The 23625-nt window shown below is 47.1% G+C and carries 13 protein-coding genes and 1 pseudogene; 4 read left to right on the forward strand and 10 right to left on the reverse strand.

Translation table 11 applies throughout. The features are described 5' to 3' along the window. Nucleotides 1-130 precede the first annotated feature (130 nt). The 3 genes and pseudogenes from MMG03_RS07695 to MMG03_RS16090 form a co-directional block, all read right to left on the reverse strand. Nucleotides 131-1096, reverse strand: coding sequence for a hypothetical protein (locus tag MMG03_RS07695; protein WP_249506016.1), 966 nt, complete (start codon nucleotides 1094-1096; stop codon nucleotides 131-133). Between the two features lie 46 nt (nucleotides 1097-1142). Further along, the gene (locus MMG03_RS07700; protein WP_139259128.1) at nucleotides 1143-1646 is read right to left on the reverse strand and encodes a hypothetical protein; all 504 of its coding nucleotides are present in this window, start codon (nucleotides 1644-1646) and stop codon (nucleotides 1143-1145) included. A 203-nt stretch (nucleotides 1647-1849) separates the two neighbouring features. Beyond that, nucleotides 1850-1987: pseudogene (locus MMG03_RS16090) on the reverse strand (transposase); the annotation flags it as partial. Between the two features lie 132 nt (nucleotides 1988-2119). Between MMG03_RS16090 and MMG03_RS07710 the strand changes: the two are divergent. After that, complete coding sequence (locus MMG03_RS07710; RefSeq protein WP_249506017.1) at nucleotides 2120-3145, forward strand: hypothetical protein; 1026 nt, start codon at nucleotides 2120-2122, stop codon at nucleotides 3143-3145. 63 nt (nucleotides 3146-3208) lie between these two features. On the opposite strand, the gene MMG03_RS07715 is transcribed toward MMG03_RS07710, so the two are convergent. Then, nucleotides 3209-4552, reverse strand: coding sequence for a GTP-binding protein (locus MMG03_RS07715; RefSeq protein ID WP_249506018.1), 1344 nt, complete (start codon nucleotides 4550-4552; stop codon nucleotides 3209-3211). Nucleotides 4553-4631: 79 nt separating this feature from the next. On the opposite strand from MMG03_RS07715, the gene MMG03_RS07720 reads away from it, so the two are divergent. Then, entirely contained in the window at nucleotides 4632-5807 is a 1176-nt protein-coding gene (locus tag MMG03_RS07720) for a mechanosensitive ion channel family protein (protein WP_249506019.1), read from the forward strand. A 54-nt stretch (nucleotides 5808-5861) separates the two neighbouring features. After that, nucleotides 5862-8057: a fibrobacter succinogenes major paralogous domain-containing protein gene (locus MMG03_RS07725; RefSeq protein ID WP_088666192.1), complete on the forward strand. Its 2196-nt coding sequence runs from the start codon at nucleotides 5862-5864 to the stop codon at nucleotides 8055-8057. Between the two features lie 3 nt (nucleotides 8058-8060). Here the strand turns inward: MMG03_RS07725 and MMG03_RS07730 are convergent, their stop codons facing one another. From MMG03_RS07730 to MMG03_RS07755, 6 genes are all read right to left on the reverse strand, one after another. Beyond that, the gene (locus tag MMG03_RS07730; RefSeq protein WP_249506020.1) at nucleotides 8061-10445 is read right to left on the reverse strand and encodes an ABC transporter; all 2385 of its coding nucleotides are present in this window, start codon (nucleotides 10443-10445) and stop codon (nucleotides 8061-8063) included. Between the two features lie 59 nt (nucleotides 10446-10504). Then, a complete protein-coding gene (locus MMG03_RS07735) occupies nucleotides 10505-11104 on the reverse strand; it encodes a hypothetical protein (RefSeq protein ID WP_249506021.1) in 600 nt (199 codons plus the stop codon). Then, entirely contained in the window at nucleotides 11101-12093 is a 993-nt protein-coding gene (locus tag MMG03_RS07740) for a YihY/virulence factor BrkB family protein (RefSeq protein ID WP_073158391.1), read from the reverse strand. The genes MMG03_RS07735 and MMG03_RS07740 overlap by 4 nt, the downstream gene beginning before the upstream one ends. A gap of 21 nt (nucleotides 12094-12114) precedes the next feature. After that, the gene (locus MMG03_RS07745; protein ID WP_073284408.1) at nucleotides 12115-14190 is read right to left on the reverse strand and encodes a response regulator; all 2076 of its coding nucleotides are present in this window, start codon (nucleotides 14188-14190) and stop codon (nucleotides 12115-12117) included. Nucleotides 14191-14201: 11 nt separating this feature from the next. Beyond that, nucleotides 14202-17027: an ATP-binding protein gene (locus MMG03_RS07750; RefSeq protein ID WP_249506022.1), complete on the reverse strand. Its 2826-nt coding sequence runs from the start codon at nucleotides 17025-17027 to the stop codon at nucleotides 14202-14204. Nucleotides 17028-17111: 84 nt separating this feature from the next. Beyond that, the gene (locus tag MMG03_RS07755; RefSeq protein ID WP_249506023.1) at nucleotides 17112-20765 is read right to left on the reverse strand and encodes a response regulator; all 3654 of its coding nucleotides are present in this window, start codon (nucleotides 20763-20765) and stop codon (nucleotides 17112-17114) included. 250 nt (nucleotides 20766-21015) lie between these two features. Here MMG03_RS07755 and MMG03_RS07760 point away from each other — a divergent pair, with 250 nt between their 5' ends. Next, nucleotides 21016-23619, forward strand: coding sequence for a T9SS type A sorting domain-containing protein (locus MMG03_RS07760; RefSeq protein WP_249506024.1), 2604 nt, complete (start codon nucleotides 21016-21018; stop codon nucleotides 23617-23619). Nucleotides 23620-23625: the final 6 nt, after the last annotated feature.

Consider the following 23625-nt stretch of genomic DNA (forward strand, 5'->3'; position numbering starts at 1 on the left):
CGAGGGCGCCTAACTTAAACTCATCACTCACTACTCATAACTCACTGCTATGGTGGTTTTGTGTTTAGATTTTTCGGCTAAAAATCTAGAAAAATCTTGCAAAATTTATGCCAAGCCTGCTCACGAAACTTTAGTCCAGGATGTATTCATCAAACGTGATGGCTCCACTCAACAAATCGATGCAGTCCTGTTCCATCATTTCAACGATGGTTGAGGGAGGAAGCAGGTCCGGAGTCATTTCTGGATCGGTTATGTAAATTGTATAGTCTTCGCATTGAGCGTTGAATTCTTCCTGGACTTTCTGGCAGATTTTTGTAAATGTTTCTGCGTCAATGCCGGTATAGGTGTCGGTTATGGATGCTCCATTACTGTTTATCGTCATATATGAAGTTTCCGACCGGCCGTCTGCAGTGACAATTTGCATAGTATAGGGGTCGCTGGGCGATATTTGACAGGAAATGGAATTTTCCTGAGTCGTTGAATTTCCACCATTCGGTGATGTTTCTGGCAGAGGATCGTTTGTTACTGGCACGTCATTTGTGACAGTATCGCTTGTGCTGGAACCTGCCAAGAACTCCTGCTCCCCCGCTTTGCAAAGGCTAATCTGGACTTGAATAATTTGATTCATATCCATGGATGTATTTGCACTGGAGTAGATCTGGACATGGTTGTCTTCGCAATCAATATTTGCCTTTCCAGATTTAATCATGGCTTCATACATGGTCTTGGCTTGTTCGCACAGTGATTTCATAGTTGGCGAAGATGCTAATGAAGACTCTGTATAAGAGGTGGTTTCAAGATAGCCTGGGGTGTAGGTGGAGTGGCCGGTTGAGGTTGTTGTTTCTCTGGGTTGGCTAGTCCTTGAAACAACTGTAAAAGTATTTTCTGTAGCGTAGATGGAACAGCTGTAACTTTTATCGCCCTTCTGATTGGAGCTTGTGTACACTTCCCTGCCTGTGCTGGCAGGATCCTTGAACCAGTTTTCCTCGGTAACAGAAGAAGCTGTTGCGTTGGAAGAATTTTCTGATGTGCAGGCGCATAGAATTGCTCCCAAGGACAATGCACCAAGGAAAAAAGGACGCTTATTCATTTTCATAGAACCCCCATTGTTTTTTCGAAAAAATTTAGTATGAAATATCTTTTTATATGTTGGAACAACGGCTGATTGCGTTTTGAATTACGTAATCAAAAATATCTTTAAAAGGTCCATTGACTGCTCCGCTATTGTTTAGCTTTACGTAGTTCCTGGTGCATTCAATGTCTGCATCTTGGTTATCCTTTTTGACGGATAAACAAAGTGCCTCCATGACGTCTTCTGAGGATGGATCCGCTTCAACGTAAACAGTGGTACTGGCTGTTGGGTACTTTATTATCGTTTGGACAGTCGTTGTTACATGAAAACCCGAAGAATTTGTTGTTGAAACTTCGTATACAGCATTTTCGCTTGCGTAAATGCTGCATTCAATGCCGTTAAGTCGGTCTCCGTTCTTGTTTGAATAAACCTCTTCGCCTGCATTTGCTGGATTGGATACCCAACTTTCGGTAGACGGTCCGCTTGAATTATCTGAACAGGCACAGATTAAGGAAATAATGAATATTCCTAAACAAGAAAAATTTGCTTTGAAAATCACAGTCGTATCCTCCATACGTACGGGAAATATAATAATTTATTAGTGTACGGAGAAAATTTTCAAAATGTCTAGACTCCAGATTTTACGCGGTCTAGACTTTTATTTTGCCGTTGCAAGCCCCCTCCCTAGAAATTTGGGTGCTACGATGTGCAAGGTGGATGCTGCAGCATGCGTTCCCAGTACCGTTCAAGGCTGCGCTGCACAAGGGTCAGGAGAAGGTTCGCGATGATGACTGTATGGACCTTTATACCGCCTTTCTTCTTTCCAATTTTCGGGTCCCTGCCGACCCCCCTGAAAACCAGGTTGGAGAACAGCGTCTCCGTTGTGGAATCGATGATTTTGAGCCGTCCCAGCCATCCGGGCAGCCCGTTGAGGCGGCTTCTTCGTCTGAGGAGCCTGCCATTTTTATTTTTGGCTATATTTTTTACCGGACACTAATAACAATAATTAAGCTAGATTGGTATGATAAAGGATGAAGGATTTTGCAAATGAACTGTTTGTTTAAAAGTAAACGTACCTTGAGTGCTGCCCTTTGTGGACTGGCTTTTTTGACCGGCTGCTCGGACGTCAATCTCGATGCCAATGAAAATGTGATTGTCGAAGAGCTTTCTTCATCTTCGCATAAACAAAATACTGGTTCTTCCGGGCAAATTGAAGCTGAATCTTCTTCCGAATTAAATGAGGCGGAATCGTCTTCCTCAGAAAAAAGTAAGATCGAATCTTCTACCGATTCAATTCCGGAGACGATTGGAACGTCATCATCATCTGAAATTTCTTTACAGGATTATAGTTCTAGTTCAAATGACGTAGTTTCCTCTTCGTCTTGGGAACTTGTTGCGGAAAAACTTTATGATATGGAAGTCCGTTCCTATCAATATGAATTTGGCGGTCTTGATTTTCTTCAGTTAAGAATTGTAAATAATGAAGAATTTATATTGGATAGTGTTGAGTTGAGATTGTATGCAAAAGCAAAACCTGAAGAGATTAAAGTTGTAGCGGGTGTTGACGATAAAATTGGTTCATGCCCTTTGCTTGTAGATGCTGATATTTGCCAAGCCTATGATGAAAACGGATTTAATCAACCTTGCTTAGGAAAGAATGGCGAATATGCAGATGCTTCTATGAGAGGTGCGATGCGTGAAGTTGTTCCTCTTCCTTTAACGAATTCTTATGATCCTGTAACAGGAGAGTCCGTTTGGGTCATAACAGTACCTTTAGCTTCTGCGGTGATAAATTCGAAATCTTCGATGAGACTTGATGTTGGTTTTTCTTATGGTATTTATGCGAATGATTGGTGTGAAACGTTTAGACAACCTGCAAAGAAACGTTTCTTGATTCCCAATGAAAAGGACTGGTCGTGGATGCCCCATTCTGCTGATGTAGATGGAATTGATTATGTGGGAATGCCGCAAGAAGATAAGGATTATGGAGACGTTGCTGATGTTCCTATAAATCCGTTTATAGCGGTGTATCGCAACGGTGTGAGAATTTGGGGTAATCCACCGAAACTTTAAAAAATGAAAATCCGATTTCGCGACGAACGAAACCGGATTTTTTAATGGATTGGTTTTGCGAGATTATTCGCCGAGACAAGCGTCCATGGCGGCGATAACCTTCTTCTTTTCCATGTGCTGGCCGATAAAGACCAAGCGAACAATGCGGTCGCCGTACTTTTCGTCCCAGACCTTCAACAGGTCCGGATTTTCCTTGAGGATTCGTTTCTGTTCGGCTTCGGGTTCAGAGGCGAACCAGGGACCGAAATTCTGGGCAGAGGCTTGCTTGCCGGCCTGTTCGAACAGATAGCTTGTATCGCGCTCGTCTTCGAACCACAGGAGACCCTTGGTGCGGATGATGGCGTTGGGATAGTTATCCAGGAACACTTCGAAACGTTCGCGGATCAGCGGACGACGGCGTTCATACACGAAGGTAGAAATGCCGTATTCATCGCCATGGGGATGATCCTTGTCGTGGTGATGACCGCAGTGGCAGACGCCGTGTTCGTGGTCGCAGTGGCTGTGGTCTTCGTCATGGTCATGATGATGTTCATGTTCGTCATCATCGTCATCATCATGGTGGTGATGGCAGACGCCATGTTCATGGTCGCAGTCGCTATGGTCTTCGTCGTGGTCGTGATGGTGATGATCGTCGTGATCGTCATCGTCTTCGTCGATGTCTTCTTCGTCTACGGACTTACCCAGTTCCTTTGCCCAGGCAGCAGAATTTGCCACCTTTTCAAAGTCAAACTGCTTGGTGTCCAGAATGTCAGACATTTCAACCTTACCGAAGTTGGTCTCGATCATCTTGGCTTCGGGCTGGAGGGCGCGAACCACGGCCTTCACCTTTTCGAGATCGTTCTTGGAAAGCTGATCCACCTTGTTCATGATGATGGTATTGCAGAATTCGATCTGCTGGATCAGAAGGTTTGCGATGTCGGTTTCTTCAAGATCCTTCTGAAGGAGCTTCTGGCCACCGCCAAATTCGTCGGCCAGACGGCAGACGTCAACCACGGAAACCACGTTGTCCAGGTGGCAGGGGAGAGGTTCGCCCTTGGTACTCTGGAGCTGCATGCCGGCCATGCAGATGGTCTGTGCGATAGGTACCGGTTCGCAAATACCGCTTGCTTCAATAAGAATGTAGTCGAACTTGCCTGTTTCGAGAATTTCGGCAATCTGTTCCAGCATGTCCTGCTTCAGGGAACAGCAGATGCAGCCATTGGAAAGGGGAACCACGGTGCCGTCGTCGGCCTTAGTGATGTTTCCGCCCTTTTCAATCAGGGTCTGGTCGATATTCACTTCGCCAATGTCGTTAACGATAACGGCGACGTGATAGCCTTGCTGGTTGTTAAGAACGTAATTGAGAAGAGTAGTTTTTCCGGCTCCTAAGTAACCGGTGAGCACTGTAATAGGTACTGACTTTTTCATGGCCGAAAATCTAGCAATTTATTCTTTTCCAGGCTAGAGCATACCGTTTAGGCTGTTTTCATTTTTGTATTTTAGGGCTATGAGCTTGAATTTTGTAATCTTTTTAAGCATAGTTCTCGTTGTTCTTCTACTCTGCATGTTCGTGGTGAATCCTATTGCCCGAAAAATTGCAGAAAAGACTCCCAACAAGTTTGACGATCTCCTTGTAGAAAAACGGTTCTTTTCTAGGGCTTTGCAGCTTGTTCCCGCAACAATTTTTAGCGCAGCCTTTGCCCGCTTTGTGGAGCAGCAGTCCCTTGTGTACGATATTTGTACCCGTGTTTCTGCAGTATGGTTTGCCCTGATTGCCTTTGCGGCGGGAAGCTCCTTCTTTGATGTGGTCGAAACCTTGAACGACCAGAACCAAAGACGAAAGAACAAATCTTTCCACGGAACATTCCAGGCGGTTAAACTGATTTTGTTCTGCGTTTGTGCCATTGTTGTCATATCGCAGGTTATTGGCAAGAGCCCCGTATTCATACTCTCCGCTATGGGTGCCGCCGCAACCATCTTGATGTTGATCTTTAGGGATTCCATTCTGGGCGTAGTTTCGGGTATCCAGATTAATTTGTCTGACTTGCTCCGCAAAGGGGATTGGATTGAGATTGAACGTCACCATACTGATGGTACAGTCATCGACATTACTCTTACCTCTGTGAAAATCAGAAACTGGGACAAGACCATTTCGGTAATTCCTGCTTATGACCTCATTACCAACAGTTTCAAGAACTGGCGCGGAATGGAAGAATCCGGTGGTCGCCGAATCAAGCGTTCACTTTTCATTGATCAGCAGAGTATCCGCTTCTTGACAGAAGAAGAAATCGAACGATTGTCTAAGATTGAAATCTTGAAACCCTACATGGATGAAAAGCGCGTAGAGTTGGCTTCGGAATTTACCGCCAAGTACGGAGAAGGTGCCGTGCCTACGGAGCTGGACATGGTGAATAGTCGTCACATGACTAACATCGGAACTTTCCGCGCCTATTGTACGGCGTACTTACGCTCTCTAAAAAATGTGGCGCAGGACATGACTTTGATGACTCGCCAGCTGGCTCCAACTCCCGAAGGTCTGCCTCTGGAAATTTATGCCTTCGCTAATGTTACCCAGTGGGTGGCCTACGAAGGAATCCAGTCTGACATATTTGACCACCTGATTGCGGTGCTGCCTGAATTTGGACTTAGTTTGTTCCAATACGCAGGGTGTTTGAGAAAGTAATTTATGGATTTGTTTGTAGAATAAATCTTGAAAAACGGGTGGTTTGAGGAATCTATGAAAAATATGAAGCCGAATTTTGGATTTAGTGCGATTGCAGTTGGTGCTTTTGCCATGGCTTTGGGTCTTGCCGCCTGTGGCGACGGCGAATCTTCAAACGGACCGGCTAATGATGACGACTCTTCTTCCTCCAGTGTCATCCTGAGCTCCTCCTCTAGTGTCATCCTGAGCGATAGCGAAGGATCCAGCAGTTCCAAGGCGAATTGGTCCTACCTGAACCCTGACATTGACTACGGCGAGTTTACTGATGAACGCGACGGTCAAGTTTACAAGACAGTCACCATCGGCACCCAGACCTGGATGGCCGAAAACCTGAACTACGCATACACTGGCGTGAAGTTCAACTACGAAGGTTACACTTCCGATTCCACCAGCTGGTGCTACGAAAACAAGGCTTCCAACTGCGACAAGTACGGTCGCCTTTATACCTGGAGTGCCGTGATGGATAGTGCTGCCCAGTTTAATGTAAATGCAGGAACCAAGTGTGGCTATGGCAAGACCTGCACCCCCAACAGCCCCCACCGCGGTATTTGTCCCGAAGGCTGGCATGTGCCCAACGATGCTGAATGGAATACTCTGTGGACTGTGGTAGGTGGAACCAGGATTGCCGCAGCAAAACTAAAATCTACCAGCGGCTGGTACCATAAAGGTAACGGTACTGATTCCTTCGGTTTCACTGTTCTTCCGGCAGGCCTCCGCGGCATCGATGATGGCGATTTCATGAGAGAGGAAGACATCGCTGACTTCTGGAGTTCTGGTGAGTACAAGAGCTACTCCGCGTACTCTTGGACATTCCACTGCGACTACGGCGACGTGGCCCGTATCCGCGTCGAAAAGTACGAAGGTTATTCCGTACGTTGTCTCAGGGATTCCGACGAGGGGGTCGGAGCCTCCTCGTCGAGCTCGCAGGCGAAGCCGACGAACTCTTCCTCCAGCGTCAAATATGGTTCGTTAAACGATTCTCGCGACGGTCGAACTTACAAGACCGTTTCCATCGGTACACAGACCTGGATGGCGGAGAACTTGAACTACAATACAAACAAAAGTTACTGCTATGAAAGTGAAACAAGAAATTGTTCTAAGTATGGCCGTTTATATGAATGGTCTGCTGCTATGGATGCTTGCCCTACAGGTTGGCACTTACCAAGTTACACGGAATGGGATACTCTGTGGACTGCCGTAGGTGGAATCAGTTCTGCCGGTAGGTCACTGAAATCTACCAGTGGTTGGTTTAGTGGTGGCAATGGTACCGATTCCTTCGACTTCGCGGTTCTGCCGGCAGGCTATCGCGGCGATGATGAACATTCCTACGACGAAGGCGAAAGCACAATCTTCTGGAGTTCTACTGAACTCTATAGAAACTATGCGTACGGTTGGTTCTTCAACTACAACATCGACGACGTGCCCGACGCATGGCTCAATAAGCTGAACTCCGGTGCTTACGTTCGTTGTCTCAGGGACTCTAGCGAGGGGAGCGAAACTTCCTCTTCCTCCAGCGTTGAATATGGATCGTTAACTGATTCTCGCGACGGTCAAAATTACAAGACAATAACCATCGGAACCCAGACCTGGATGGCGGAGAACTTGAACTATAACCCGGGCGATGTCTCTAGTATGGGCTCCTACGCATGGAGCGGCTGTTACGGTGACGGAGGCTACGATTATTCCAGTAATAAAAATTTGACTGCTGAAGAAATTGCTGCAAATTGTACAACATACGGTCGTCTGTATACTTGGGAAGTTGCCATGGATGAAGCTGCCTGTACTTATGGCAAAACCTGCGGAGTTTCCCTTAATCCAACAACTCCGGTTCGCGGTGTTTGCCCCCAGGGCTGGCACTTGCCGAGCTATAGGGAATTTGAAACATTGATCAATTACATTGATCCGTCATTCGGATATGGACATGCCAGTAACGTCAGTTCATCTACTGCGGGCGAGTTCTTGAAGTCCAAGTCCGGTTGGAAATTTGGAGGCAACGGAACGGATACCTATGGTTTCTCTGCGCTCCCCGGTGGCGGCAGAGAAATCGCCGGTGAATTCGACTATATCGGTTACGACGCTAACTTCTGGTCGTCGGGTGAGGACTATAGTAACAACGCCTTCTTCTTGGACCTGGACTCCGCTGAGGAGAGTGCGATACTCAACTACAGCAACAAGAACTTCGCAAAGTCGGTTCGTTGTCTCCAAGACTAGTTTCTATCTGCTTAATTCCACCACGTAGTCGGCTGCATTCACAAAGTCCTGTGCATGCTCGATAGCTACTACGGTGTGGCCCGCTTCCGTGAGGCCGCGGATCAGCTCTAGCAGGTGATTGATATCGACCTGATGGAGACCGCGGGCGGGTTCATCAAACAGGAAAAGAGTGTTAGGTGCTTTCGCACGGGCGAGAGCGATGGAAAGTCGTAAGCGGGCTCGTTCGCCACCGGACATGTGGGCCGTGCTTTGCCCCAGACGGATGTAGTCGAGGCCTGTGTCTACAAGAGGTTTCAACTTATCGGCGAAAGGCTTCATGTCGTAGAAAAGCTTGTAGGCGTTCCCGATTTCCATATCCAGAATGTCGGCGATGGATTTGCTCTTGAAACGGATGTCTAGGACTTCATCCTTGAAACGTCTGCCCAGACAAACGGGGCATTCGTTTTCTTCATAGCCGGAGGGGTCCAGGATGACGCCTTCTCCCTTGCAGTTTTCGCAGCGTCCGCCAGCAGCGTGGGTGGCGAATTTGGCGGCGTTGTAACCACGGACTTTGCTTTCGGGCATTTTTGCGAAAAGGTCCCGCAAAAGGTTGCTCATGTTGGTGGCGCTTAATACCGTACTGCGACGGTTTCCATGAAAATCGCCTGTAGAAAGTATGGATAGGGCATCGATTCCCAAGGGGGCGAATTCGCCGGCTTCTGCGCGAGGTGCCAGATTCTTGAACATGAGGGTAGACTTACCGCTACCGCTCTGGCCTGTGATCACGCTGAATTTCTTTAAAGGGAAATCTGCCGAAACGGATTTCATATCGAAGAGGGCAAAATCGCGAACGAGAATGGATGCTCCTGGATTCTGCTCCTTCGAACCTAATTCAACTAGGGGACTAAAGTCCCTAGTTTCATATATCGCCTTCGGCTCAGAATGACGTTCAGTCTCGCGCCTCGTGCCTTTCAAATACTTAATCCAGTTTCCGGTGGGGGAGACGGGGTTGTTCAAAATCTCTGCGGCGGATCCCATGTGCAGCACTTCTCCGCCTTTTTCTCCTGCGCCCGGTCCCATTTCTATTATCCAGTCAGCTTTCTCGATAATGGCTGGATTGTGTTCTATAAGGACTAGAGTATTCCCGCGGGCCTGCACTTTTTTAAGGACGTTCCAGAGGGCTTCCACGTCGTTTTTGTGGAGACCACTTGCCGGTTCATCTAGCGCAATCAGCAAATTGTTTAAATGACCTGTAGAAAGGCTTGCCAAACGGAGACGCTGGATTTCGCCTCCGGAAAGGGTGGTGCCTGCGCGGCCCGGAGTCAAGTAACCGATGCCAAGTTCGTTGATGGCTTGAATTCGTTCGGACAGGGATGCCGTAAGACGGGACAAAGTTGCCTGCCTACTTTCTTGTATGGGACCGTCAAAAACCGCGTGGATTTTTTCTTCCAGGTTTGCGAAGGGTGTCGTCAGCAAGTCGCTCCAGCGGGTTCCCTGAACTGTGGCGTTGAGCAGACCTTTCTTGAGACGGAGACCTTTACATTCCGTGCAATCTTCGATGTTGCCGTCTTTTTCGCAGGTGCCGGTTCCACCACAGGTGGGGCAGACGGAACTTCTGCAGTAGGGGGAGAAGTCCGAGGCGTCCAAGGCGTGAAAGTCCGCAGCACCGTGTTCCTTACAGCTGGGGACTGTGCTAAATACTCGGCGATTGCCGTTTTCATCTAGTGTAACTTCGGTGTGAGTTAGCTTAAGGACTCCGTCAACGGCTTCGGCAATTCTCGTGCGGGTGTTGGAACGGACTATGATTCTGTCCACAACGATAAAGAATTCACTGGGGCAGATTGCTCGTTGATCGTCTGTTAGGTCTGCTAGAGAAATGACTTGGTCGTCAGCAACGGCACGGGTAAAACCCTGGGCCAGGAAAGCGGCTGAAAGTTTGTCTAGCGATTGGCCGCTACGTTTGCGACCGGAGGCGTCCTCACTTGCACCGGTGTCGATTCGGGCGAAAAATTGCAGTTTGGTTCCTTCGGGAAGGCTCGCAACCTGGCGGATAATGTCTTCGCGGCTAGTGCTTTCCATGGGCTTGCCGCAAACAGGGCAGGCCGGTTTGGCGAAAGCTGCGAATAGAGTTCGCAAACTGCTGTCGCATTCAGAAATGCTTAAGGCGTAGGACTTGGCGCTGGCTTCTCCGTGGCTTGGGCCAATGGCAAGGCTAGCGGGCAGACCGTCAGCACTGTCAAGGGGTATAACCTTACGACCGCCCAGCATTTCGGCTGCGTAGGGCGATAGGGTTTCTAGATACCTGCGCTTGGATTCTCCGTGTAATGTATCAAGGACCAGGGTCGACTTTCCACACCCCGAAGGTCCACAGACAACCGTAATCTTCCCCAAGGGGAATTGGACATCCACATTCCTTAGGTTGTGGAGTCTGCATCCACGAAGTGTTATAAAGTCAGACGTACTGAACCCTATTCCTTAATGGTAAAGCGGAGTTCGCCAAAGGGGGTGCAGAAGTCCAGATTTTCCAATCCGTTTTCTTCGATGCCGTTAAACATGCGGTAGCCTCCACCGATGGAAACTTCCAACATCTTTGTTACACGATAGTTGAAATGAACGGCCATGTCGGCTACAAAGAAGTAATCTTCGGAAGAAAAATTGTTGTCGCCATTTTCGATGACATTGATGGCGCCGCCACCCACTTCGATGGGAACGGAAATGCTGAATGCTTCATTGATGCGCACCGGGAACAGTTCGATGAAGGCTCCAAAGGAATTGTAGTCCAACATCTGCTTCTGGGGCACATTATAATTGCGAATGTCGCTGATGAGGAAGTTGGCGAAAAGGCCGGAGGCCAGCAGGTTGTTCCACTGGATACCGATTCGCAGATTGGCGAAGATGGCTCCGTCGTCAGCAACCAGGGAATTACCTCCACCGATGCCAAGGAAGGCCTTCCAACCGTCATTCACCTTTTCTTCGGGGGTGAACTTGACTGATTGCAGTTCGGCGTTGGCGGTGGATGCCAAACCCATGAGGGCAAGGCCCGTAATCAAAATCTTCTTGAAAATCATAGACGATCCTCCGTTGTAAGTCCGTGCCCTTCGGCTGTAATTCCATCCCAGTTCCAGGTACGGTTTGCGGCTTCGGGCCAGTTGCAAATGGTCCATACCAGACTGTTGCCGCACAAGATGATAATCCAGATTCCGAAAACGAGGAAAAGCACCAGGGGAATAAAAGCTAAGGACCCATAGAAAATAGACATTCTTGTGACCAGTGCGGTCTGGATGAGCACCAAAATCTTCACATAGGCGATAATGCAGATCCAGGCCAGCAGGGATACTCCGATAGAGGTCAATATCAGTTGCTTCTTGGTGTAGGATCGCTTTTCTGCGGGCCGGGCCGGCAAGGCGTACAATACCATGAAAATCATCAAGATTACAGCAAACTGGAAAGAAGAGAACCAGAATGCATTAATGAGGGTCTTGATGACAGAGGGCGGGAAATGCAAACCATCTACCACGATCAGGGAAAGGGCTTCCTGCAGCTGGTTTACAAGACCTGCGTAAATGCCGATGATGCCTGCATATACCAGCAACAGGGGGATGGCGATACGGATCTGCTTGTGGAGGGGGCGAGAAGTCTTGTTTTCCCAAACGACGTTGAAATTGGATTCCAGACTTCCGAAAGACAGAATGAAGGTGACGAAAAGACCCAATGCGCCGATGAAGCCCAGTCGACCGATAGGTACGTGTTCTGCATTCTGCACGATGGCTACCAGGGGTTCTGTGGGCCAGTCCAAATCAAGAATGTCAAAGAGGTGGGGGAGGTAATCAGAGAAGAAACTACCAAAGCCGGCAGAAATAGTTATGGAAGTCAGCAGGATCAGCATGGGGACCACAGCCAAGAAACTGGTGTAGGTCAAGGCTGCTGCACGGGTAAGACCATGGAAATACAGGAAAGACTTGCCAGCGATTACTGCAATCTTTATAGGGGTCGGAGAAACGGCGGCCAATGCGTCGAATATTCGTTCCCAGGAAAAATTTTTAAACCATTCGGGCATAGTGGGGGCAAATTTAAAAAATTATTGCCTGTCCGAAAGTGCGTTGGTCAATGCCTTTACCAAATCAGCGGTGTTGATTGGTTTTGCGACATGCCCATTCATACCGATATTCAGTGCTTTCTGACGATCTTCGTCAAAGGCGTTTGCTGTCATGGCCACAATGGGAATTTTTCGCTTGTTTTTATTCTTGAATTGCCTAATATGTCGAGTGGCTTCATACCCATCCATAATCGGCATTTGAATGTCCATGAGAACTATGTCATAATAATTGTAATCCTGGGCCTCTATCATCTTGATACAGGATTGCCCGTCGGCTGCTCGTTCTATGGTGAATCCTAGTTCTTCAAGGAGTGCTTCTGCAATTTCTGCGTTTAGGTCGTTATCTTCTACGAGGAGAATTCGCTTCCCCTGGAAGGATTTGGATTCCGAGGTTGATTCTTCGTGGACTTTCCCGTTGGCGTTCTCGTTTACCTGTTTTGCGGCGTAAATTTGTTCGGCCGTGGGGAGACGCAGGTAAAGAACGATGGTTATCTTCGTTCCTTTGCCGACTTTACTCTGAATGTCTATGGTGCCGTTCATTAAATCGATCAGGCGCTTGACAATGGGCATGCCAAGACCACTTCCGCTAATCTTGCTCTCCGTGGAATTTTTTTCTCGAGAGAATTCCTCGAAGATGTGGGGGAGGTAATCCTTGTTGATGCCGATGCCTGAATCTTCTGCGATGGCTGTATACATGGTGTAGCCGGGTCGATCGCATTTAGATTCTGTCAGGGATAGGTGAACAAAGCCGCCAGAAGGGGTGTACTTGATGGCGTTGCTTACGATATTTAACACTAGTTCCCTAATCTTCATTTCGTCGCCGATGACGTAATCGTTGATCAGGTTAGAATCGTTGCGAAAATCCAGCCCTTTTTCGTGTGCGAGATCGGTGAATACGGCATCGGTAACATTCTGGAAATTCTTTACATAGATGATGTCTTCTTCAAGAGTCATCTTACCGCTTTCGATGCGGGCCATTTCAAGAACATTGTTGATTAGGGAAAGGAGAAATTTGCTGGAGGCCTGAAGCTTGTTTAGATAGTCTGCGATTTTTTCTGGATTGCCTAAATTCTTTTGCATCAGGTTGGCAAAGCCGATGATGGCGTTCATGGGTGTACGAATGTCGTGGCTCATGCTAAAGAGGAAACTGCTTTTTGCCTTGTTAGCAAAAATCTGCATCTGCAGTTCTCTTTTGCGGACTGCTGCAAGGGAATGCATGTATAACAGGAAAAGTAGTGTTGCTAAAATCAGGAACGATGTGAGAAGGGATCCCCTCATTGCCTTTAGGGTGTTCCAACCACCTATAGGTTCCAAGGTAATGTGCCAGGTATCGTTAAGAATGTCAAATGATAGCTGAACATCCTTACCAATCTTTCCGTTGTTGAAATTGGTCAGGATAAATCCATTTTTATCTAGAACTGCAGTGGAGTCCGGTTCCTTCCATACGGCAAAATTGTAATTAGAAAAATGGAGATTGTTCGATATCTGGTTCAGAAGTAAACCTTTGTCCAGAACGACAATGGAAAATCCAATGAATTCTTCGTTGATAAAGGCAGGATTTCGTAGGATAAAGCCTTCGCCGCCTTCTATCAGGTTGTGGGGGCCGGCAATGGTTGCCTTGCGGTCTTCTAGGGCTTTTTGTGACTTTAATCCCTGAACGGGATCTTCTAACATATTGAAATTCGCCGTAGCAGAATCCACTTCGTCGGGGAATGCATACTTGATGATTCCCTTGGGTGCAAAGTACATGCTACCGATGGCCAGATTGTCGCGGGTCAGTTCTAGGCAGATTTCGTTAAAGTCTTTAAGGAATACGTCCCCATAAACTTTGTGGAGGTCAATCAACAACTTGGTCGTTTCAAAACTCTTGTTGAGCTCGCTCTGGATGCTGGCCACAATCTCTTCTGCGTGGGCCTTGGCTTCTGTCTTGATTTGTTTTTCTACGGAGAAATAGGTGGAAATGATGAATATCGATTCCAGTACAACGCAAATGAAAACTAGGGGCAGATAAACATGAATCTTGTCGGATCTTGAATTTTTGTTAGATGGTTGTGTCATGGACTCCTTCTCTAGTTTTGGTTACCGAGAATTCTCGTAAGTTCCTGCAAGAGCATTTTGACATTGATTGGCTTGGATAGGTGGCCGTTCATGCCTGCCATAAATGCGGCTCGTTTATCTTCTTCGAATGCGTTAGCTGTGAGAGCAATAATTGGAATTGTCGCTTTCTTGGTGTCGCTCAGACTGCGGATAATGCGAGTTGCTTCATAACCGTTAATTTTGGGCATCTGGATGTCCATAAGGATTATGTTGTAGTAATTGTCGCTTGCCTTGCTTAACAGTTCTGCACAACAATGCCCGTCTACGGCGCGATCTACAGCGAATCCCACCTCCGTCAGAAGTGTTGTGGTGATTTCTGCATTTAGATCGTTGTCTTCGGCCAGAAGAACTCTATAACCCTTGAAGGATTCCTGACTGAATTTTTCATTTGCATGAACTAGCAAATCCTCTTCGCGTGCAATCTTGTGGGGAACCGTAACAATGCATGTGGTTCCGATTCCCTTTTCGCTATGGACTTCTATGGTTCCGTTCATCAGATCCACAAGTCTCTTGACGATTGACATGCCAAGACCAGAACCTTCAATCCTATTTCCGATAGAGGTATTTTCTCGAGCGAATTCTTCAAATACATGGGGGAGGAATTCCTTGGACATACCACAACCGGTGTCGGTAATTGTGGTTTGATAGAGACACCATCCCTCGGTATTGTAGGGCAGTTCCTTCAAGTTCATATGGACACTGCCACCGTAGGTGGTGTATTTGTAGGCGTTGGAAAGAATGTTCAGGAATATTTCACGCATTTTGATAGTGTCACACAACACGTTGTGGTGCTGGACTTCTATGGTTCGGGTGAACTTGATTCCCTTGTTCTTCATCATTTCCTGAAAAACGGAAAATAAGGTGTCGTTAAACTGTTCCGTACTCCAGGCGTTTTCTTCAATTTTTTCGGCGCCCTTTTCAATGCGTGCCATTTCCAACACGTTGTTAATGATGGACAGGAGTGTTGTACTGGAGTCTTGGATTTTCTTGAGGTAATTGTTTCGTTTCTCTGGATCTTCCTGGTATTTCTGCAGAAGGTCTGTGAAGCCTATGATGGCATTCATGGGGGTTCGAATGTCATGGCTCATGTTGAACAGGAACGTTGTTTTGGCGTTATTCGCTTCTTCTGCCTGTTTGCGAGAAAATTCCAGTTTTTTGTTCAGCCTTTCTTTTTCAAGTGCATCTTTTTTGGTGTGGTAGATGTTTCTGTTAAGAAGAATTATGATGAGCAACATAATTCCAAGGAAAATTGAACCGATGGAAATAATGCGGCTTTTTACAAAATCAATGAATGTGACGTTGTAGAATTCGTCCATGTATTTGTAGGCTGTATTGATGCCAAAATCTCGGCCGGTCAACTTTAGACCTCGGTTCAGTAGGAGGAGCAGGCCCACATTCCCCTTCTTGACGCCCAGGTAGCTGTTGCCGGAGGCGTTCAATTGCATCAATGAGAGGTTGTTGAATTCGCTGTTGCTGCGAATCAAATTTACGCGAAGGCCGTTGATGATGGTGACCGCGTTTTCGTTCTTGACTGCATAAAGAGCATCTTCGATTGAATTCTTGTAAAGAATTTCTGCGTCGGGGTAGTTTCTCTTGACGAATTTTTCTTGCAGTTCGTTGTTCTTGTTGATTGCAAAAAGTTTGATCTTTTCTTGACTTAAGTTACCCTGGTAGACAAGGTCTAACCCTGTTGAAACCACTGCGGTGGTAGTGTTCATTCCACTTCTGTCAATATCCCAGATTTGCCCTCCGATGGGGAAAATTGCGTCAATTTGATTTTCGGTCAGTGCGTCGATCATTGGCTGGAAACTGTAGAACGACTGGTAGGATACGACGAGCGAATCCCTTAGTTTTAGATGGTCGAGAGCGGCGTCCATAACTTCGGTGATCAGCCCGTAGGCGTTTCCGTCCTTATCGCTCTTGCTGTAGGGGAGGTAGTCTCCTAGATATCCGATGCGCAGTGTGTCATGGGTAGAAACCCACTGCAACTCTTCTTCAGAAAGTTGGCTATTGGCCATGGTGGCCCCATAGCTTTTGTACTGCAGACTTTGAAGAAAATAGGGGTTCATCTCTTGCAAAATTTCAAGAGATCGATTTAAGTCGGTCAAGAGGTCCTTGCGCTTCTTGGCAACGGCCAGGTAGAATGGTTCTTCACCCACTTTGGCTACGGGCGAGTAACCAACGGTGGTGTTGATGTTGTTGTCTGTTGCGACAATGCCGTCTAGTTTACCGTTGGTGAAATCTTCGTCTCGTCCGCGGAATCCGTCATAGTAGATGTAGTCTAGGCTTGCCTGGTTTTCTTCGGCCCATTGGATCAGGTGCGTGGTCATGCGGTTGTTGTTGATACAACCGATTTTTTTCCCGATAAAGGTCGTGATGTCGGAAACGTCCATGGTCCGCTTTTTGTCGTGCTGATACAGGTAGTATCTGTCGGTTCCCATGGCATGAATGGGAAACAGCATCTTGGAGCTACGTTCCTTGGTGTACGAAACTCCGGCAAGGACGTCGATGTCGCCGTTTTCAAGTTTTTCTAATAGGTCGACCCATTGGCCGTACTCGTAAGAGAACTGCCAACCGCTGTAGTCTGCGATTTTTAGAAGGTATTCGTAGGCGTAACCTCTTTTGGGCTCATCGTCGCTCATTCCCTCTTGGAACATATCGCTATGGTACCAGCCGACCTTGACGATTTTTTCCGCGGAATCGGCGACGGCCGGGCTACTGGCGAACATCACGACGAATGTTGCCACGAGTAATAAGAGTCTTACAATAGACAGGGGCTCAACTTTACTACGAATCATACCAAACCTTTACAGCTTGGTTTGAAATATAGAATAGAAATCTTATTTAAATATTACTAAAGCCTTTTTAGAAAGGTCTGCTGATTAATTTTTCAAGATGATCTTGAGAGTCTCCATCAGCTTCTCCACGTTGATGGGCTTTGCCACATGTCCGTTCATTCCTGCGTCAAAGGCCTTCTTGCGGTTTTCGTCAAAGGCATTCGCCGTCATGGCGACAATAGGAATAGTTGACTTCTCGGAATCGGCTAGACTTCTAATTTGTCTGGAAGCTTCGTAACCGTCCATAATGGGCATCTGGATGTCCATCAGGATCAGCTTGAAAGTGTTTGCCGGAACTTCGTTGATTTTATCGACAGCTTCTTTACCGTTGTTCACTACGGTCACTTCAAAGCCGGCTTCGGTAAGCAGCGTAGAAGCGATTTCCTGGTTAAGCGGGTTGTCTTCTGCCAGTAAGATGGGTGCTCCCTTGAAGTCGTATCCGTTGACAGTTTTATTCTTGGCAGTTCCGGCCGGTCTGGTCAATACATCGCGCAGTTCCGACATGAATAGCGGCTTAGAACAGAACGCGGTTACGCCTGCCTTAAGCGCTTCTTCTTCAATTTCGCTCCAGTCATATGCGGTAAGGATAATAATCTGTTTTCCTTCTCCGATAATCTTGCGGATTCGGCGTACGGTTTCAATGCCGTTCATGTCTGGCATCTGCCAGTCAATAATGAACGTGTTGAAGTCTTCTCCCTGATCCACTGCGTCTTGGGTTCTAAGGACAGCTTCTCTTCCGGATATTGTCCATTCCGGGCGCATGCCGATAGTTCTCAACATCTTGCTTACACTTAGGCAGGTGTTGGAATCGTCATCGACAATCAGGGCTCTCAAGCCCATAAGCTGAGATACGGAAACGTTTCTTGTGGGACCCTTACACAGTTTAAATTCCAGGGAGACGATAAATTCTGTGCCTTTACCTTCTGCAGAAACGATTTCGATGTTTCCGTTCATCATATTGACGATGTTCTTGGTAATGGCCATACCCAGGCCAGTTCCCTGGATGCCGGAAACAGTGGAGGATTCTTCTCTGGAGAATGCATCAAAAATATGCTTCTGGAATTCTTCGCTAATACCGATACCGTTGTCCTTGACGCTGAACTCGTATCGGGCGTAATCCTTAGTGGTGCAAGGCTTTTCAAGAACCCTCAGGCTAATTGTGCCTCCGTTATGGGTGAACTTGATTGCATTGCTCAGAAGGTTTAACAAGACCTGGTTTAGACGGAGTTTGTCTACAATGACGTCTTCGTTGACTACGTCCATGGCGTCGATAAACAGCTCCTGCTGTTTGCGGAGGATGTTTGCCTGTACGATAGTCTTGATGTCGTGGAGCAGGTCAGGCAGATGACATTCGCGTTCTTCCAACTTGACCTTCCCGCTTTCGATGCGGCGCATGTCAAGAACGTCGTTAATCAGGGACAGGAGATGTTCACTGGAGGTGGTAATCTTTCCGAGGTAGTCAGAAAGTTTTTCCTTGTCGTCCATGTGAGTGGCGGCGAGTGTCGTGAAACCGATAATGGCATTCATGGGGGTGCGGATATCGTGGCTCATGTTGTTCAGGAAGAACGTCTTGGCCTTGTTTGCCTGTTCCGCCTGTTCAAGAGCTTCCTGCAGGTTCTGTTCCGTCTTTTTCTGACGGTTGATTTCCTGTGAAATGTAGAGTACGTGCGTCGGCTCGCCCTTTTCGTTGCGACGGGCTACAATGATGCTGACTCCGCACCAACCTTGAATTTTACCGACGTACTCTTCATAAATGGAATCTGAATTTGCCAGTTTGTTTTTCCAGCTGGCGATATTGTTGAATTCTCGTATAATAGGCTTGAACTTGTCCTGAATCATGTTCTCAGCCATCAGGTTCAATGCCTGCTGGGCGTCATTTCTTAAATGTCCGACAGCTTTTTCAATGGATTCGAATGTATGTAGAATGGTGAAGGTATTTTGGGGAATGTTGACCAGGAATACACTATGGTACAAGTCGCTAATGGAGTTAATCACGTCCAACTGCATACTGAGTCGTTCGTTTTGTTCCTTTTCCCTGGCGGTTTCCCTCTTGATTCGTCTGTAGCGGCTGATGATGAATGCGGATATCAATACGAAAAATGCGGCAAGCAGCGAGAAGAAGAGCGCTGCATGGTCGGAAATTGTTTCTACTAGACTCGGCTGATACAGTTTTTCTGCGTACTGATAGGCCAGGTTTAACGTATATTCTGCGCCTGTCAATGCAATTCCTCGATTCAATATCTTCAGGAAAGGTTCGTTTCCGTTGGCAACGCCGAAATACTTGTCGTCGGGGATGTTTAGCAACTTAACCGACAGGTTAGAATATTGGCGGTTCTTTAGTAGGTGGATGGATCGGAGATTTCCTAGAATTGTTGCATTGACCTGGCCTTTCTGTACGGCGTCAAGGCACTCCTGGATTGAATTGTAATAAACGATTTTTGCATTGGGGAAGTTGTCTTGGATGTTGTAATCCATGACCCTGTTGTTCTTGTTGACTGCAAAACTGGAAACCGTATTCTTGTTGAAGACGTTCTTGTAGACTAGGTTCAATTCGGATCGTATGACTGGGGCTGATTCTCGGATTCCCGCCTGTTCTGCCCTATATAGACTGCCTCCTGCAGGGAAGGCTACGTCCTGTTCGCCCTTGACAAGGGCGGAAATCATTTCATCGTAGGAATCGTATCCCTTATACTTGAGGAATAATTTTTTCGAAGTGATGTGACCTGCCATTTCAGGGAATATTTCGCTCACGATGCCTGAGGGCTTGTCGCTGCTTGCTACGATGCGGTCTGAGTGGTTTTGTTCCGCGTTTTTGTCGTTATCCCTGTCGTCGCTGTAGGGGAGCATGTTGCGGAGATAGCCGATCCTGATGGTGTCGTGGTTTGCAAGCCAAATCTTTTCTGGCAATGTCAATGTTTTTGAGGCGGCACCGGCGCGCATGTACTTGTCGTACAGTTTGGCCATGATAATCGGGTCGTCGGTCATTAACTGTCCGATGGCCCGGTTTAACTCACCAAATAGGTCGGGGCGTTTCTTGGTAACGCACAGATAAAAATTTGTATTTCCCATTCTCAAGAAAGTTTCTGTACCTTCCTGAACACTGGATCCTGCGTTTTCAACGATGGCGGCGTCAATGGAATTTGTGCTCAGGGCCTGGTCTCGGGAACTAATGTCATCGAATACGATAATGTTGGCTTTGACATGTCTGGATTGCAGAAGCGTAATGAGTGCCAGTTCCATAGCTCCGCGGAGTGTCCCGATTTTCTTGTCCTGGAGGGAGGTAGGATCCTCGTGAATAGACGTGTTGTTGGATTTCTTGATCAAATGGTAGATGTCGCGGCCCATGGGAGCTTGAGGGAAGAACATTTTGGCCTCTCGTTCCGGGGTGCGGGCGAGACCTGCAAACAGGTCTATTTCGCCGTCAATGAATTTCTGATAGAGTTCTTCATAGGGTCCGTAGACATACTCGTAACGCCAGCCAGAGTACTGGGCGACGCGTTGGTAATATTCGTAACCGAAGCCATACAGCGGAGATCCCTGTCCGCCTTCCTGAAAACTTTCGTTCTGATAGTATCCTACACGGACAGTCTTTGGCTTCTTGTCTCCACGATTGTGGACATTTTTAGGCCCAGGTTGGGCGTTTGCTGTGTAGGCGAAAGCCAGAATAATTGCGAAAAAATATGAGAAAAATCTTTTCATAGGGCACTCTAGAGTCTATTCAATCATAAATGATAGTTTTTTGTAAGAAAAAATGAAAAATGTTAAACGATTTTATCATTCCATATCGGGGTATTTTTTAAAGGGATGTTGACAGAATGTCAATAAAAATATCTTACAAAAGTGTAACTGTGGACAATTTTAGTATATATTTGTCTACAGTTTTAAGATAGGTGTGGTGTGTATGCGCAATATTTCAAAGGCATTACTTATTGGGTCTGCTCTTTTGAGCATGAATAGTTTGGTTTTCGCTGCTCCCAAGCAGATGGAAAATTTGACTCGCGGTCTTGTTGCTGCGAATGTGGGTAAGGGTATGCTGGTAAGCTGGCGCTTACTAGGCTCTGATGATCCGCAAACGGAGTTTAATCTTTATAGGGATGGTACAAAGATTGCGTCCATCAAGGGAACCGATGGCACAAACTATCTGGATGAATATGGTAAGACTTCTTCCGGATATCAGGTGACTGCTGTCTTGAATGGTAAGGAAAGTGCCAAATCTGGATTATCTGTAGTTTTGGGCCAGACCGTTTCTAATAGCGGTAAGTCTTTCCCCTACAAGACCATTAAACTTGAAGTTCCCGCAAAGCAGACCATGCCAGATGGTGAAATTTGCACATATACTCCTAACGACATGAGCGCTGCTGACCTGGATGGTGACGGCGAACTTGAATTGATTTTGAAGTGGGATCCGTCCAATGCCCACGATAACTCCCAGGGTGGTTACACAGGCACCGTATTCATTGATGCCTATAAGTTGGATGGAACCCGTTTGTGGCGTATCGATATGGGCAAGAATATCCGTGCTGGCGCCCATTATACCCAGTTCCAGGTCTATGACTACGATGGTGACGGCAAGGCCGAAATGATCGTGAAGACTGCCGACGGAACCATTGACGGTACGGGCAAGGCCATTGGCGACAAGTCCAAGGATTACCGTAATTCCGGTGGAACTGTTCTTGATGGTCCTGAATATCTGACAGTTTTTCGTGGTGTAGATGGTGCCGCCATCACTACCATTGATTTTGTTCCCAGCCGTAATATCAACCAGCACGTAAAGGGCGTGGATAAGAAGGGCTACTGGGGCGATAACTATGGAAACCGTTGCGAACGCTATATTGCCGCAACTGCCTACCTGGACGGCGTTCATCCCAGTGCGATCTTTATCCGCGGCTACTATAGCTCCTCCTACATTGTTGCCTACGATTTTGACGGCAAGACTTTGAAGCAGCGCTGGTATCACAAGTCTGAAGATCCTGGCCAGGGTTTCTATGCCCAGGGCAACCACAATATTGTTACCGGCGATATTGATGGCGATGGCTATGATGAAATCGTTTTCGGCGGTGCCGCTTTGAATCACGACGGTACTCTCCGCTATTCCACTCAGTTGGGTCATGGGGATGCAGGTCATTTGTCTGACTTGGATCCGGATCTTCCTGGCCTGGAATTCTTTGATGTGCATGAACATACTGATGCTAAGTACACCGATGAAGTTCGCGCACCCGATGGAACCATTATTTGGGGTACTCCGCAGCCGGGTAAGGATAATGGTCGCGGCATGGCTGCTGACATTGATTCTACGCATCGCGGTTTCGAAGTGTGGTCCAGCTATAGTGGTGGCATGCATGATATTAAGGGTGCTTCCATGGGCTCTCCGGCAGTTTCCACTAACTTCCGTATTTACTTTGATGGTGACTTGCAGGACGAACTTCTTGATGGCGCTTATGTAACGAAGTTTAACATCACTAAGAGAGAATCTGAAACTTATTTCGATGGCTCGAAGGCTCTTGGCGCAACAGGTTGTAACGGCACCAAGAACACTCCCAGTCTGGTGGCAGACCTCTTTGGTGACTGGCGCGAAGAACTGGTGGTTCGTAATTCCGAAGACCCGTCCGTTCTCTACATCATCGGCACTCCGGTGACCTCACCTTATCGTGTGTACACCTTGATGCATGATCCGGTTTATCGTACAGCTATTGCTTGGCAGAATACTGCCTACAATCAGCCGCCTCACCTGGGTTATTACCTGCCGGATGCTGTCAAGAAATTAACTGCTCCTGAAATTCAGATTGTGGGCGAACCCATTGTTTCTGTTCCTGATGAAACCGATGAATATCCGGTTATTAAGGATGGAACGTCTGCGCTGGAAATCTGCAAACCTGTAGATGGTGTTGGCTTTGAATGTCAGACGGATAATGCAGGCTTTGAACAGGATGGCTTCTACAATTTTGATAACAGCATTGGCAGTTATGGCGTGTGGGAAATCTACTCTCCCCAGGATGTAAAGACTACCTTGACCATTCGATTTGCCAATGGTGGAAATTCCAATCGTAACATGACTCTTACTGTAAATGGCAAGTCTGCAGGTACCGTGGAATTTGTTCCCGGTGGTTGGACAACCTACACGGAAGTAACTGTAAATGTAGCGCTCAAGGCCGGTAAGAATACCCTGAAATTGTCTTCTACCACTTCTGATGGTGGTCCCAATGTGGATACCTTTACCTTTGGTATGGATGGCATTGAACTCTATAATAACCAGAAAGTTCCTGAGCCGACGGATCCTGAAAATCCGGGTACTGTTCTTGCTCCCGTTCCCTTTGCTGCTGGCGTGAATGCCTATAATCCCAATACAGGTATCTTGCGCACCAATCTTTCTGGTTATGCAGAAGTTCGCATTTACGATATGCGCGGCCAGATTGTGGGTAGCATGGATGCTAAGGTTCCTGCAGGTCAGTCTGTGCTGAATATCGATCGAGATTTGCTGCCTAAGGGCAATTACGTTGTGAAGGTTATGTTGAACGGCAAGACTATTGTTAAGTCCAGTTTCTCCTTGAAGTAGTAGTGT

The sequence above is a fragment of the Fibrobacter sp. HC4 genome (assembly GCF_023373925.1).
Lineage (GTDB): Bacteria > Fibrobacterota > Fibrobacteria > Fibrobacterales > Fibrobacteraceae > Fibrobacter.